General features: G+C 42.9%; 12 protein-coding genes, 1 tRNA gene and 1 pseudogene. 3 read left to right on the top strand and 11 right to left on the bottom strand.

Translation table 11 applies throughout. The features are described 5' to 3' along the window. Positions 1-109 precede the first annotated feature (109 nt). A pseudogene (locus VB836_RS28855) lies at positions 110-355 on the bottom strand (hypothetical protein); the annotation flags it as partial. Positions 356-550: 195 nt separating this feature from the next. Between VB836_RS28855 and VB836_RS28850 the strand changes: the two are divergent. Next, a complete protein-coding gene (locus VB836_RS28850) occupies positions 551-796 on the top strand; it encodes a ChaB family protein (protein WP_323224794.1) in 246 nt (81 codons plus the stop codon). 411 nt (positions 797-1,207) lie between these two features. Next, entirely contained in the window at positions 1,208-3,601 is a 2,394-nt protein-coding gene (locus VB836_RS28845; RefSeq protein ID WP_407659784.1) for a GH116 family glycosyl hydrolase, read from the top strand. Positions 3,602-3,762: 161 nt separating this feature from the next. Here VB836_RS28845 and VB836_RS28840 read toward each other — a convergent pair whose 3' ends face one another. Then, complete coding sequence (locus VB836_RS28840) at positions 3,763-4,548, bottom strand: hypothetical protein (protein ID WP_323224792.1); 786 nt, start codon at positions 4,546-4,548, stop codon at positions 3,763-3,765. A gap of 385 nt (positions 4,549-4,933) precedes the next feature. Continuing rightward, the gene (locus VB836_RS28835) at positions 4,934-6,175 is read right to left on the bottom strand and encodes a methionine gamma-lyase family protein (protein ID WP_323224790.1); all 1,242 of its coding nucleotides are present in this window, start codon (positions 6,173-6,175) and stop codon (positions 4,934-4,936) included. A 79-nt stretch (positions 6,176-6,254) separates the two neighbouring features. On the opposite strand from VB836_RS28835, the gene VB836_RS28830 reads away from it, so the two are divergent. After that, positions 6,255-7,073: an acyl-CoA desaturase gene (locus VB836_RS28830; protein ID WP_323224788.1), complete on the top strand. Its 819-nt coding sequence runs from the start codon at positions 6,255-6,257 to the stop codon at positions 7,071-7,073. Between the two features lie 103 nt (positions 7,074-7,176). Here the strand turns inward: VB836_RS28830 and VB836_RS28825 are convergent, their stop codons facing one another. The 8 genes from VB836_RS28825 to VB836_RS28790 form a co-directional block, all read right to left on the bottom strand. After that, positions 7,177-8,442 (bottom strand): glutamate-5-semialdehyde dehydrogenase, encoded by a 1,266-nt coding sequence (locus VB836_RS28825; protein ID WP_046281384.1) that lies wholly within the window; start codon positions 8,440-8,442, stop codon positions 7,177-7,179. 6 nt (positions 8,443-8,448) lie between these two features. Continuing rightward, positions 8,449-8,853 carry a hypothetical protein gene (locus VB836_RS28820; protein ID WP_046281385.1) on the bottom strand — a complete coding sequence of 135 codons (405 nt, stop codon included), beginning with the start codon at positions 8,851-8,853 and terminating at the stop codon, positions 8,449-8,451. A gap of 369 nt (positions 8,854-9,222) precedes the next feature. Next, positions 9,223-9,294 (bottom strand) — tRNA-Gly (locus VB836_RS28815). 84 nt (positions 9,295-9,378) lie between these two features. Beyond that, complete coding sequence (gene ribH, locus VB836_RS28810; RefSeq protein WP_323224786.1) at positions 9,379-9,966, bottom strand: 6,7-dimethyl-8-ribityllumazine synthase; 588 nt, start codon at positions 9,964-9,966, stop codon at positions 9,379-9,381. 95 nt (positions 9,967-10,061) lie between these two features. Continuing rightward, a complete protein-coding gene (psbZ, locus tag VB836_RS28805; protein WP_046279455.1) occupies positions 10,062-10,253 on the bottom strand; it encodes a photosystem II reaction center protein PsbZ in 192 nt (63 codons plus the stop codon). Between the two features lie 173 nt (positions 10,254-10,426). Continuing rightward, on the bottom strand, positions 10,427-11,098 hold the full coding sequence (gene nblB / locus VB836_RS28800) for a phycobilisome degradation protein NblB (protein ID WP_323224783.1): 672 nt from the start codon (positions 11,096-11,098) through the stop codon (positions 10,427-10,429). A 623-nt stretch (positions 11,099-11,721) separates the two neighbouring features. Then, positions 11,722-12,183, bottom strand: coding sequence for a CBS domain-containing protein (locus VB836_RS28795; RefSeq protein WP_323224781.1), 462 nt, complete (start codon positions 12,181-12,183; stop codon positions 11,722-11,724). 271 nt (positions 12,184-12,454) lie between these two features. Next, positions 12,455-13,048 (bottom strand): PEP-CTERM sorting domain-containing protein, encoded by a 594-nt coding sequence (locus tag VB836_RS28790; protein WP_323224778.1) that lies wholly within the window; start codon positions 13,046-13,048, stop codon positions 12,455-12,457. Positions 13,049-13,634 lie beyond the last annotated feature (586 nt).

The raw sequence follows: 13,634 nt of genomic DNA, 5'->3' as shown, positions 1-13,634 counted from the left end.
TAAAACAGATAGGATAAGGATTTAACGGATTAAGCTATCTGTGAGATGCCAAGATCTATGCGTTTTACAGTTAAGTTAATCCGTTCTTCCGCTTCTCTATCGGTTTTTAAATGGATGCCCATGCTCTTTCCGCCTGTGCTTGTCGAGCCATAGAATTGAGTTTGTTCACCCAAGGAAAACTAGGATTGTCTGACAGCAGTTTGCAGTAGCGATAGGCATCGTTACGACTTTTGATTTGACCGTCTATCCATGCTTTAATGATGCTATTGCGAACTAAACGACCAGTACGAATAGCTTCATCTAACTTTTTGTACTGGGCAACAGTTCCTTGTAGCTTCATTTCATAGACAATCATGTTTATCATTGTCGCTCCAAGATAAGTTATTGTAGCATACAATAATCCGTCGTGAACGACGGGGCTTTAAACCTGCTTCTCTTGGTAATTTTAGCATTCATTTCTAATCTCTGTCTGAGGTCAGATGTTTTTTGGGGAATTCAACGGTTCAATCAATAATAAGATTACAAAATATATTTTTGAGGAAACAGTAAGATGGCTTACGAAACTCTTGAACAGTTACCTGAAACTGTTAAATCCAAACTGCCTCGCGGCGCACAACAGATTTTTTTAGCCGCTTTTAATAGTGCCACTTCTGATGGTTTGAGTAAAGATGGTGCTGAAAAAATCGCTTGGAACTCTGTCAAAACTCAATATCAACAAAGTTCAAATGGTGAGTGGGAAACTATTCCTGAAGGGGGGCCAGGTCGCACATCTACAGGTACTATGCCTCACTCTTAAGTCAGATTGAAAATCAATAGATTAGTGAATGGAGTTGAGTGAATTTTACTTAACTCCATTTTAGTGTTCTTTGAGTCATTTTATTTTTGATCAAGAGTTGAATCACAAGAACTCGTATTTATACGAATATCAACTGTAACTTGAAATCTTAAAATCGTTTCCAAGTTCAGCAATTGTAGGATGGTTTACAGAGAACCTCAAGCCAGGAAATCTTCGTGTCTTCCTGTCTTTGTGGTTCTTCTTTCATTTTTTTAAAGAACTAACAAATTGCGGTTTAAATCTCCTCATTTTGACCTCCTCCAGAAATCAGTGAGACAAAAGTTGCACTAACCTTTTCTATCTACAACCCTATATGTCTGGAACAGTCAAGCCTATGCACTTGAGAAGCCATTTTGCGATAAAATCGACTTTATGATGAATCAACCGACGAGCCACGACATACCGCCCCATACCTGGAATCGTCCCATCGGTCTAGGTTGGGAAAAACCCTATACTGTCCGCTACAGCAGTAACCTCGATGATGGCCCCTGGCATGGGATGCCGTTAGGCGGGTTCGGGGCGGGTTGTATTGGTCGTTCATCGCGAGGAGATTTTAACCTCTGGCATCTCGATGGCGGTGAACATATTTTCCGCAGTTTACCCGCTTGTCAATTTAGTGTGTTTGAGGAAAGCAACGGCAAAACTCAAGCCTATGCCCTTTGTACGGAACCGCCAGAAGATGGGAATTTGTCGGCTTGGAATTGGTACCCTGCGTCTTCTAATTCGCAGAAAACGGGAACCTATCGCGCCCTTTATCCTCGCAGTTGGTTTGTCTATGAAAATGTCTTTAAAGCCCAGTTAAGTTGTGAACAATTTTCGCCAATTTGGGCGGTAAATTATCAAGAAAGTAGTTATCCGATTGCTGTTTTTGAATGGATTGCCCATAATCCTACAGATGAACCGATTACCCTCAGTATTCTCCTGACTTGGCAAAATACAATCGGTTGGTTTACCAATGCGTTAGATAAACCTCAAGTTCAAGTCCGAGATGATGGCAGTCCGGTTTATGAATATCAATCCCGTTGGGGAAATAGTGTCGGGAATTTTAATCATTTAGTAGAAGATTTTCATCGGGTTGGTTGTCTCATGTCTCGCCTCAGTGTCAGTGAAGAAGTCCGAGAAGGCGAAGGACAAATGGCAATTGCAACGATTACAAATCCGGCGGTAGAAGTCTATTATCAAACGGCTTGGAATACGGCGGGAACGGGCGAGGAAATTTGGCATTATTTTGCCCAAGATGGTACTTTATTAGATCAAGAAAGTGAACGTCCTGCCGCAACCGGTGAACAAATTGGCGTTGCTTTGGCGGTTAAGTTTACGATACGACCTGGAAAAACCCGCAAAATTCCTTTTTTCTTGGCTTGGGATTTACCTGTAACTGAGTTTGAATCTGGGGTTTGTTATTATCGTCGCTACACCGATTTTTTTGGTCGCAATGGCAGAAATGCTTGGTCAATGATTCGCACGGCGATGAAGCATTCTGATGTCTGGTTGGATAATATTAAAGACTGGCAAAATCCAATCTTAAACCGTCAAGAGTTGCCTTCGTGGTTTAAGATGGCGTTGTTTAATGAACTGTATTTATTAACCGATGGCGGGACGCTTTGGAGTGCAGCCGATGAAAATAATCCTAAAGGTCAATTTGCGGTTTTAGAATGTATTGATTATCGTTGGTATGAAAGTTTGGATGTGCGCTTATATGGGTCGTTTGCGCTGCTTTTATTATGGCCGGATTTGGAAAAATCGGTGTTATTAGCCTTTGCACGTTCGATTTCTAAAGGTGATAAAACCCCGCGAATTATCGGTTATAATCAAGCTGAGGCGATTCGTAAAGCAACAGGCGCAACTCCCCACGATTTAGGCGCACCGAACGAACATCCTTGGGAAAAAACGAATTATACTAGCTATCAAGATTGTAATCTCTGGAAAGATTTACCCTGTGATTTTGTGTTGCAAGTTTATCGAGATTTTGTGTTAACGGGAAGTGAGGATGATGAATTTTTAAAAGACTGTTGGTTAGCTATCGTTGAAACCTTAGATTATCTCAAAACCTTTGATAAAGATGGAGACGGAATTCCTGAAAATAGCGGCGCACCTGACCAAACCTTTGATGATTGGAAATTGCAGGGGGTGAGTGCTTATTGTGGCGGGTTGTGGTTAGCGGCGTTGGAAGCAGCAATAGAAATCGGAAACTGTTTAGAAAAGACTGAATTTTCTACATTGTTTCCCTCACTTTCAGAAACCATTTCAACTTATAAAACATGGTTAAAACAAGCAAAACCGATCTATCAAAAGCTTTGGAATGGTCAATATTATCAGCTTGATAGTGAGAGTGGTTCCGATGTGGTGATGGCCGATCAACTCTGTGGTCAATTTTATGTTAAACTGTTAGGATTAGAAGATATTGTTGCCCCAGAACGAACCATTTCAGCCTTACAAACGATTTATCAATCTTGTTTTCAAAATTTCTATCAAGGTCAACTGGGTGCTGCTAATGGCGTTAGACTAAATGGCGAACCTGTTAACCCTAATGATACTCATCCGTTAGAAGTTTGGACGGGGATTAATTTTGGGTTGGCGGCGTTTTTAATTCAAATGGGAATGAAAGAGGAAGGGTTTAATTTAGCCGAAGTAGTGGTGAAACAAATTTATGAAAATGGCTTACAATTCCGCACTCCTGAAGCTATTACCGCAGCCGGAACCTTTCGGGCGAGTCATTATCTCAGGGCGATGGCAATTTGGGCGATTTATGTTGTTTGTGGGTAAAGGATCACAAAATTCTTGGAATTAGCGATCGCAATCATTATTACTTTAGCACGATAGAGACAGGATTTCAACCCCCACACTCGCAATTCTTGTCATTTTTGCGATCGCTTTATTTTTCCCCAATCAGACAATTGAAATGTGAGCATTTAGCTGATGGGGTGCTAGATAGACCTTACAGGACGAACCTCTACTTCAACGTGATGGGGTTCTATTCTGTATGCCTTCAGAATTTTTTTGACTAACTTTAGTATATCATTTGCGGATAGATTTAATTCTACATAAAGATTGGTATTGATTTTACCAGCGCACGTCAAATCTGACTGTTTTTTGGAAAAATAATTTCTTGTGCGACCAATAAACTCTTTTCGATTTGGAAAGCTTAATATAATCTCTTTATCTAGTTTGTACAATATAAAGCATAAATCTCGTAAAAAATATCTCCAACTGTTAACCTCATATTCATTCTGCTTGAACCTAAATAATGTAGGTTTAAAGTAAGTAACGTCAACGGACTGATCTAAGGTAAATACCTTAGATGTTTCTAGGGGGTTGTTGAGTTGACTGGGTTCGAGGAATTGATCATCATTTTCCCAATCCAATTCAGAATCATTATTATTCTCATCATCCCAATCATCCTCGTTTTCAAGTTGGGTAATATATTCTCGAATATGGCTTCTAATTATACCCAAAGCTTGGGTGTTCTCAGAGAGTATAGTGCTTTTTTCAAAACACCTCTGTTTGAGTAGAGTCGCAGCTTCATCTAGAATACAAGACTCTAGGCTTTCAATCGCATCATTTAGGATTGATAGAGCATCTTTTATTTCATCAAGATGTGTTTTGTATTTATCATCCTTTAAGGTTTCTATAAATTCATCGCTGATAATTTTTTTATCCACCAGGTCTCCTGCGCCAACCCGTCTCTCGTTAACCAACATTAATTCTAGCATAAAACGTTATAGATGACGCTCCTATCAATCAACATTTGTTGTAACAAAATTGATAAGAATATAGTTTGCAGGCATACTGTACAGCGCAGTTCAGGTTAAATTTTAGATTTCAGGTAGTTAATCAAAGATGTACATGAAAGCAATAAAAACTTTGCATTGTGAGTTGAATGAAGTACAGTACAGACTAAAAAACCCGGTTTCTTCTACCGTGGGCGGAAAATTGGCGATGTGTATTGTTCAAGAAACCGGGTTTTTGGCGTGGTACCTCCAGACTAAAAAACCCGGTTTCTTCTACCGTGGGCGGAAAATTGGCGATGTGTATTGTTCAAGAAACCGGGTTTTTGGCGTGCTATATATAATTTATAATTTATAATTCATAATTCTGTTAAGAATCATTGGCAAACCCAACGGCTTCTATGGCGGCTTCTAAGGCAATTTCAAGATGAGTCCAATGGGTACCCCCTTGACAGAATACAATATAAGGTTCTCTCAACGGCCCATCGGCGGATAATTCTGAAGTGCTACCATCAATAAATGTTCCACCAGCCATGACTAATTGGCTCTCATACCCCGGCATTTCCGCAGGAACGGGATCGAGATAGGAACCGACCGGAGAATACTTCTGTAAGGCGCGACAGAAGGCGATTAATTTTTGGGGTGAACCCAACTCAATGGCCTGAATAACATCCCGACGGGGTTCTAAAGGTAAAGGGTTAACCCGATAACCTAACTTGTCAAAAACATAGGCGAGTAAATGATTTCCTTTCATCGCTTCTCCCACCATTTGCGGGGCCAAAAATAGGCCTTGAAATAACAAGCGATTTTGATCAAAGGTTGCACCGCCATGACTGCCAATTCCGGGGGCTGTTAACCGACAAGCCGCCGCTTCCACTAACTCAGCCCGTCCCGCAATATATCCCCCCGCAGGCGCGATAGTCCCACCTGGATTTTTAATTAACGAACCCGCAATTAAATCAGCGCCCACCGCAGTGGGTTCTTGGGTTTCGATAAATTCCCCATAACAGTTATCCACAAAACAAACGGTGTCGGGATTTTGTTGTTTAACAATGTGGACAATTTTCTCAATTTCAGCAATAGATAAGCTGGAACGCCAGGAATAGCCGCAAGAGCGCTGAATCAGGACTAAGCGTGTTTTAGAGGTAATACCAACTTTTAAACTTTCCCAATCTATTTTTCCATCTAATTGCAGATCTATTTGACGGTAAGAAATGCCATACTCAAGAAGTGAACCTTGACTTTTGCCTCGTAAACCAATGACTTCTTCTAGAGTGTCATAGGGAGCGCCAGCAACAGCTAGTATTTCGTCCCCTGGACGCAAAACACCGAACAAAGCACAGGCGATCGCATGAGTCCCAGAAACAAACTGGACTCGGACAGCAGCAGCTTCGGCTCCCATGATTTCCGCAAACACTCGATCAAGCGTTTGACGACCTAAGTCATCATGGCCATAGCCTGTAACTCCTGCAAAATGGTGGGTTCCGACTCGATGTTGTCGAAAAGCATCTAAAACTCGTTTTAGATTTTGCTTGACCTGACCATCGATTCCGGAAAAGATCCTAAACAATGCCTGCTTTGCTTCATCTAGTTGTAAAATGCTACTGCTCATCACCGAACTCGCCTAACCGCGTGAGTGGTGCTTATTATGACGCAAATAGGACAGACTCGTAAAGAAAGCTCAGATTTTCATGACGATTGCAACTTCAAAAAAACTTAATCCCGAATGGAAAGTTATCATCTTTATGGTAATTCTCCACGTCGGCGCACTTTTTGCATTACTTCCGAGTAATTTTAGTTGGGCTGCGGTTGGAATTGCAGTCTTTTTACACTGGGTAACAGGGGGCTTGGGAATTACTCTAGGTTTTCATCGCCTTGTGACTCATCGCAGTTTTGAAACGCCGAAGTGGCTTGAATATTTTCTCGTGTTCTGTGGCACTTTAGCCTGTGAGGGTGGAGTGATTGATTGGGTGGGTTCACACCGGATGCACCACCTTTACTCTGACCATGAGTTAGATCCCCATGACTCTAACAAGGGTTTTTGGTGGAGTCACATGGGTTGGATGCTGTTCGCTCGTCCGCCAAAAGCTGACATTGAGCGCTTAACTCAGGATATCGGCAAAGATCCGGTTTATCAATTTTGTCAAGACTATTTCATTCTCGTTCAGTTTGCTTTAGGGGGTCTGCTTTTCCTCTTGGGCGGCTGGCCTTTTGTGGTTTGGGGAGTGTTTGTGCGGATTGTCGCCGTGTTCCACTGCACTTGGTTAGTCAACAGTGCAACTCATAAGTTCGGATACCGCACGTTTGATTGTGATGATGCTTCTACCAACTGTTGGTGGGTGGCTGTCCTGACTTATGGTGAAGGTTGGCACAATAACCATCACGCTTACCAGTATTCTGCTCGTCATGGTTTGCAATGGTGGGAAATTGATCAGACCTGGATGACGATTCAACTTTTACAAGCGTTGGGTTTAGCCAAAAAAGTTAAATTAGTCCCGACGACGAAGTAAGGCTGAGTTCACCATTCGCTAAGACTGGGAGCTGGGGACAGTTGAATCTTGAATGAACAACATGAATCGTTATTTTTTCCCCTCTCCCTTGGGGTTTTTTTAGCTAAAAGTTAGGATTTCCCTGGACGATATATTTGACCGTTGTTAGGCTTTCTAAGCCAATTAATCCGCGCCGATATCCCACCTGATTGGACATTCCTAAAAAGATCGCATCCCCTCGATTGTGATGGCGTGAGAATCGCGGAGAAGCATTGATAAAGGTTAAGGCACTGTTGACATCTAAGGCAAATTGACGGCTCTCGCTATAGGATTCGGTTGCCAAGCAGTTGCTATGACCACTACTATATTCGTTCATCCAGGCGATCGCTTCTTCTAGACTGTCTACTCCTTTAAAAGCGATGGTTTTATTCAGGTAGGGTTGTGACCATTCTGAGGGTTCAGCCAGGGTTAGCTCGGGAAATTGTTGGACGAGGAGTTCGTCTCCTTTGAGTTCAAATCCTTCTTCACGCAGATTGTTCCAAAGTCTGACTAAGGATGAACCCTTCTGGTTGGGATCGATTAATACTTTCTCGATCGCATTAACGGGGTCAGGTTTGCTTTGATGGCTATCCAAGATCATCCATCGCGCCATTTCCACGTTGGCTGTTGCTGACCAATACAGATAGCAGTTCCCCATCGCCGAACGCAAAACAGGAACAGTCGATTGATTGACCACTTGCTGCACCAAATGGGGCCGACCATAGGGAATGATCAGATTAATATATTGGTCTTGAGTCACTAAGTCTTGAATGCTGGCTTCCTGTTCGGCGGGAAAGGCTTCTAAACAGCCTATAGGCATACCTTCTTCTTCGATCGCCGACTGTAAAGCTTGAGTGATCACTTGGTTGGAATAGTTCGCTTCACTGCCACCGAGTAAAATTAAACTATTAGCCGTTTTCATGCACAGTCCTGCCGCGATTGCACCCAATTCGGGAAAGGCTTCATAGACTAACCCCACCACCCCAATCGGAATCAGTTGATAGTAGGTCTGACCCTGTTCGAGTTGATAGGAAACTCCGATGACTCGTCCGATGGGATCGGGAAGTTCTCCCAACCGTTTCAAGATTTGTACCGTTGTTTCTAGCCTTTCAGGAGTCAGCTTTAACCACTCACTCACACATTCTGAAATACCCAGTTCTCGACTGGCTTCTAAGTCTAGGGTGTTTGCTTCTAAAATATCGTTTTGCCTTTTTCTAATGGCTTCAGCCATAGCCCGTAAGGTACGGCTACGATGCTCTCCTTTCGTCTTTGCTAGTTGTATACTCGCTGTATAGGCACGACGAATAGGGTTCGTCGGCGGGGGTGAAGCACTAAAATCATCAATTATCATCTTCGCTCACCGTCTGTAAGCAAGCCAGACCATCAATGCTGGCAACATTGCCAACATTACCGCAACCATTGCCCAAAGTATAATATTGGGTCCCGGTGAATACAATGCCAAAGGTAGCCAAATTACCAATGGCACTAAGAGCATTCCTAAAGCTAGGGGTAAGTAATGAGTCCGAAAACCCGGACTGGCTCGATGCCACTGATGACCTGTCCAATGCCATGCTTGTTTATAAGGATAGTGGGTTGAGAGTTGTTCTAGAGAGTAACCGCTCTCATCTACAACAAAAATTTGCTGACAGCGATCGCAGCCAAAGGCTTCTGTCAGCGTGATCGGAACTAAGTGACCCTTCCGCCTACAGGGGCAAGGGTAATCACCGTTTAACTCGATTTTCTGGGCTTTCTGAGATGGCACAAGCAGTTATCAGATAAAGCGTTTAAGAATTACGGATTTTAAATACAGACTTAATGAATCATACTGACCAACTCAGTCTTGTCAATTTCTTGATCTGTAAGTTTTTAGATTTTCATGGATTTTTCCCTTGAGTTGAAACGCTAGACTGTCTCCCTGACATCAGTATTGACTCGACAGAAGTTGAGAGTTGAGTGAACTACCTACGCTGACCCTTAGGGGTTCAGGCGTGGGACTTATAGCTCCCCCAAGCCCCCTCAAGAGTTAAATGTCATACAAGAGAATTTTATTCCCTTGCACTCCTTATTTCCGATGATAACAGCAATCCTATAGCCTATTTGCTGCTTTTTTAAGCTTTATATTCTTTTAGTAAGCGGGTGATGGGATTCGAACCCACGACATCAACCTTGGCAAGGTTGCGCTCTACCACTGAGCTACACCCGCAATATTGCTTGACTCTTTCTAGGATTCCACAAAAAACTCAGTTTGTCAAGCAACTTTTCAAATTTTTTCCTGAACCGGGTTGATTTAGTAGGAGGGTTCCTGTGTATTGATCGAAGGTTCCGCCGCGATCGCCCGACTCGCTCCCCCCGGTAACATTCCTCCTGCCGAAGAATGATTTCCATAGCGATCAGGCGCCCCATGAATTTGGCGCATCAGACTCGCCATTTCCAGGGCATTCATTGCATATTCCCATCCCTTATTACTCTTAATCCCTGCTCGTTCTAGGGCTTGCTGCATGGTGTCTGTTGTCACCACCCCAAAGATCACCGGAGTACCCGTTTGAAATCCCGTCGCTGCGATGCCTTTTGAGACTTCTGCCGCCACATAATCAAAGTGAGGAGTTTGTCCTTTAATCACGGCTCCCAAACAGATAATCGCATCGTAGCGCCGACTCAGGGCTAATTGATGCGCCACTAAGGGAATCTCAAAACTACCCGGAACCCAGACATAATCAACTTGCGTTCCTTGAGGATCGGCATCTACCCCATGCCGCTTGAGACAATCTTGACAGCCTTCTAACAACTTACTGGTAATTAAGTCATTAAAACGACCAATAACAATTGCAAACTTGAATGAGTCAGTTTGAGTAAAATTTCCTTCAAAAACGGTCATGCCTGTGATCCTCTCTTTCTGTGGCCAGGGTCAGAGGTTCGACAATTCAGCCCTAATTTTTGTGAATAACCTGAGCCTCTAACCCAATCTCTCAATTAAACCACTAAGTAGTTTAAGACTCCAACCAGAAGCACTAAGGCGATCCAGAGTCCTGAACCAATATACAACAGAGGCTTAGACTGACTCCAATTTTGTGGAGAAGCGTAGGCAAAGGGAACACCAACAACCATGATAAACGAAAGAATCACCAAGGCGGCTAAAAAAAATTGAAACAGAATTGTTAACATCTTGTTCTCCCAAACAACGAACAAATAGTAAGTACAACGACGGTACGAGAGCGGATACCCAGCTTTAAATGACTCTCATATAGTTAAGCTACCAGAAAACACCTCTTCTCGGAAGCCGTTGTTCTGGCAACTTTACTGACAAACCCTCAACGTTCGCCAAGTTCCTGCTAGATTTAGCTTTTGATCTGATCTAACCTTTGAGCAGCTTGGGCTACAGCTTCAACCTGATCACTGGCGAGTTGCTTGAGCGTTTCTTCGGCTTCTGGGGAAGCGCCTAAATGAACTAAAGCTTGAGCAACCCGATGTCGGATCTGCCAGTCTGGATCACCAGCATAAGGAAGCAGTAAAGGAATTGCTCGCCGATCCCCAAGTTCTCCCATTGCGCCGATAGCAACGGTTCGGATCAGGTCATTGTCACCTTTAAGGGCCTCTTCTAGCAATTCAAATCCCCTTGGTTCTTCCAGTTCAGCCAATGCTGCCACAATACTCAATTTAATCAACCATTCTGAAGTATTATGATAGACTTGCTCTAACTCATCAAAGGCTTCACGCAATTTTAGCCCTCCAATCGCATCGGCTGCTGCCGCCTTGACATCGGCTTCTGGATCTTGGAGTAAGCATTCTCGTAAGAGTTGTAATGCACGAGTGCGATCTTGCTCGCCCAAGGTCGATAATTGACTCACAGCCGCATAGCGGACTCGGGTATCTCGATCCGCAACAGCCGATTGAATCAGAGCAAAAGCCGTTTCGGGTTCTAGCTGACGGAGTTGATTGACTCCACGTAAGCGATCGCCTAAATCTTCTGAACTGAGCAACTGTTGAACGGACTCTGGAGTAATGCTCATGTTGTTAAAAGGTTTTTTCTCAAGGTTTGGCGTTTTTTATAAATTCCTATTGACTTGGCCAAGGTCTTCAAAATTAACCTCAGTCTTCGGGTTGATTTGAGACTTCAAATCTTATCATCTTTTCTCTCGGCGGTCGACCCTCGCTAAAAGCGACGGGAGGAAAGCCGTGCCTCCCATAGTTGTATAGCGTACTTGAATCGGGAACAGGGAACAGGGAACACCGGATCAGTAGACGGTGAAGGGGTTTTAGGATTTAGAAATGTCCTAATGTATTCGCTTACTGCTATATAATTGAAAAATACCGAAATACAAAAATCAAGTAATCGGTTTAGCACCTTGAAAACTTGAGTTTGGGGGTTCCAATCAGGAAAGCTTGATTGGGTAAAAACTCTAAGCAACAAGTACAAAGTCTGACAAGACACCGTACCGCCGGGCTGGCGGAATCGGGACTCTGCAATGGGTCGAAAGTCTGTGGACATGACGTAAGACGGGGACATAATCAACCAAGGTTGGTAGTGTACGCAGATGTGGGTGAAGCAGAAACCTAGATTGTCAAGTCTAGGAATCCCTCGCTAAAAGCGACGGGAGGATGTCAACTAGAAGACGCAATAGCCAAGGAATCGTCAACTGGCTGCCATCGTGCGAATAATGTCTCCACAGGTGAGAATACCGATCACATTCCCCCCTTCGTCTAATACAGGTAATTGATGAACTCGCTTTTCATTGAGTAAACGTGCTGCTTCTGAGAGAGATTGATTCGGGGTAATTGTTGCTATTTGCCCTGTTGTCATCACTTCTTCAACGGTTTGACCTAGAGCCTTGTGAAGTTCTTTTTCGTAACGGGATGGATTTTCCAGATAAATCACACTATCGAGAATCGTAATATAAGGAGGAGGCGTGACACCGCTTTCCTGCCAGATGATATCAGTTTCCGAGATAATACCTACTAACTTGCCTGCATCGTTAACCACGGGAAGACCGCTAATCTGGTGTTCTGCTAAAATCTGGATGGCTTCTTTGAGAGGCATATCAGGCTTGGCCAAGATTGGCTTAGATGTCATTACGTCGGCGACCGTTTTGGGCATAATCTCAGACTCATCATTGACTAAACTCTCTTGGTTTTATCATAAAAGCATTACGGGAGTTGAGTCAAAGATTTACGAGATCAAGTCGGGAATGACCTATATTCCTGGCTTTTCTATTTTTTCGGGTTTTTGACTCAAGAAACTCACCCTCACGACACAAAGTCACGAAGATTTTCTCTTGATCAACTCTACAAAGATACAAAAAGAGTCTCAACCGAAGCTGAGACTTGAGGAGTATTTGGCTATAATTTTTGTTTCTAAAAACGACGAATTAGTTGTCTGAAGCGTTCAGTTTTTTCTTCGTTAACAAGCCACCCAAACCAATTAATCCGAGTGCAGCGATGGTTCCCGGTTCAGGAACGCTTTGAGGTGCCGCGAAGTTAGAGACTGTTACTATAGCGGTACCGTCACCGTTATCTGTGCTGACTCCAAAGCCGAATAGATCTCCTGCTAGGACTGCAAAGCTAGCTGAACCGAACTGATTGTATTCAAAGCTATTCGATAGTTGAGTAAAAACACCATTGAGAATATATCCAAAGGGGTCCCACCCCGGACCATAAGGGTCATTGGTCGTGTAGCTCCAATCAAAGCTAACCAACCCATCTGCAAGAGATGTCGCTGTATACCAGCTACTTCCACCATAGTAAGAACCATCATCTCCTGCTGTTAAAGTGATGGATTCGGGAGCATTACTGGTATTGACAAAACCATTGGCATTATTATTGTTTGTCAATGTCCAGTTTTCTACTTCATATCCGTCACTAAAACCATTGGCTTGAGCGGGATTTGCACTAAGGAGAGAAAGGCTAATAGCTGCGGTGCTAACAGTTGCAATTGAGAGTTTACTTAATAAGTTAGTTGCCATGTTTTGGAGTGGGTTTGGTGTGTGGTTGCTTTGTTGTTCCTAGTATGGCAATCAATTCCCCACCGCACAATTGGTAATATCTCGGAACTTTAAAATCAAATAAGTTGAAATAGGGTTATGTATTTTCTCCGTATATTTTCGGTTTATAAGAACAACTTTATATACTCTTTAAAGTTTTTTGGATGAATTTGTTTTAATCTTTAAATATAAAGACTTGACAAACGTATTTTTATGGGTTAATAAAAAGTCAATTTCCTGAAAAATCAATCTCTGTAGGTATAAAAAGCAACCCAGAAAGGAGTGAACTTCTAAACTTCAAAAAAACTTATAGGTTTATAATTTCTAATTAGCTAGAGCTATAACAGAAGCTAGATTGACGACATAGAGGCGATCGCAGTTAATTGAATGTATCGTTAACTGGCTTATTTTTAAGATGGCCGCTTGACTTGAGCAAAGGTATCTATCTTTCGGATGATTTTTAGAGATGACAAAGCCAATGTCTCAGTAATCTGCAATCCCCATACTTGATCGGGTATTATGCAACAATAAGCAAAGAAAAACGATAACCATCCCGCACGGAGTTAGA

The sequence above is a fragment of the Limnoraphis robusta BA-68 BA1 genome (genome assembly GCF_034932365.1).
GTDB classification, from domain to species: Bacteria; Cyanobacteriota; Cyanobacteriia; order Cyanobacteriales; family Microcoleaceae; genus Capilliphycus; species Capilliphycus robustus.
This window is presented reverse-complemented; position numbering and strand designations above follow the sequence as displayed.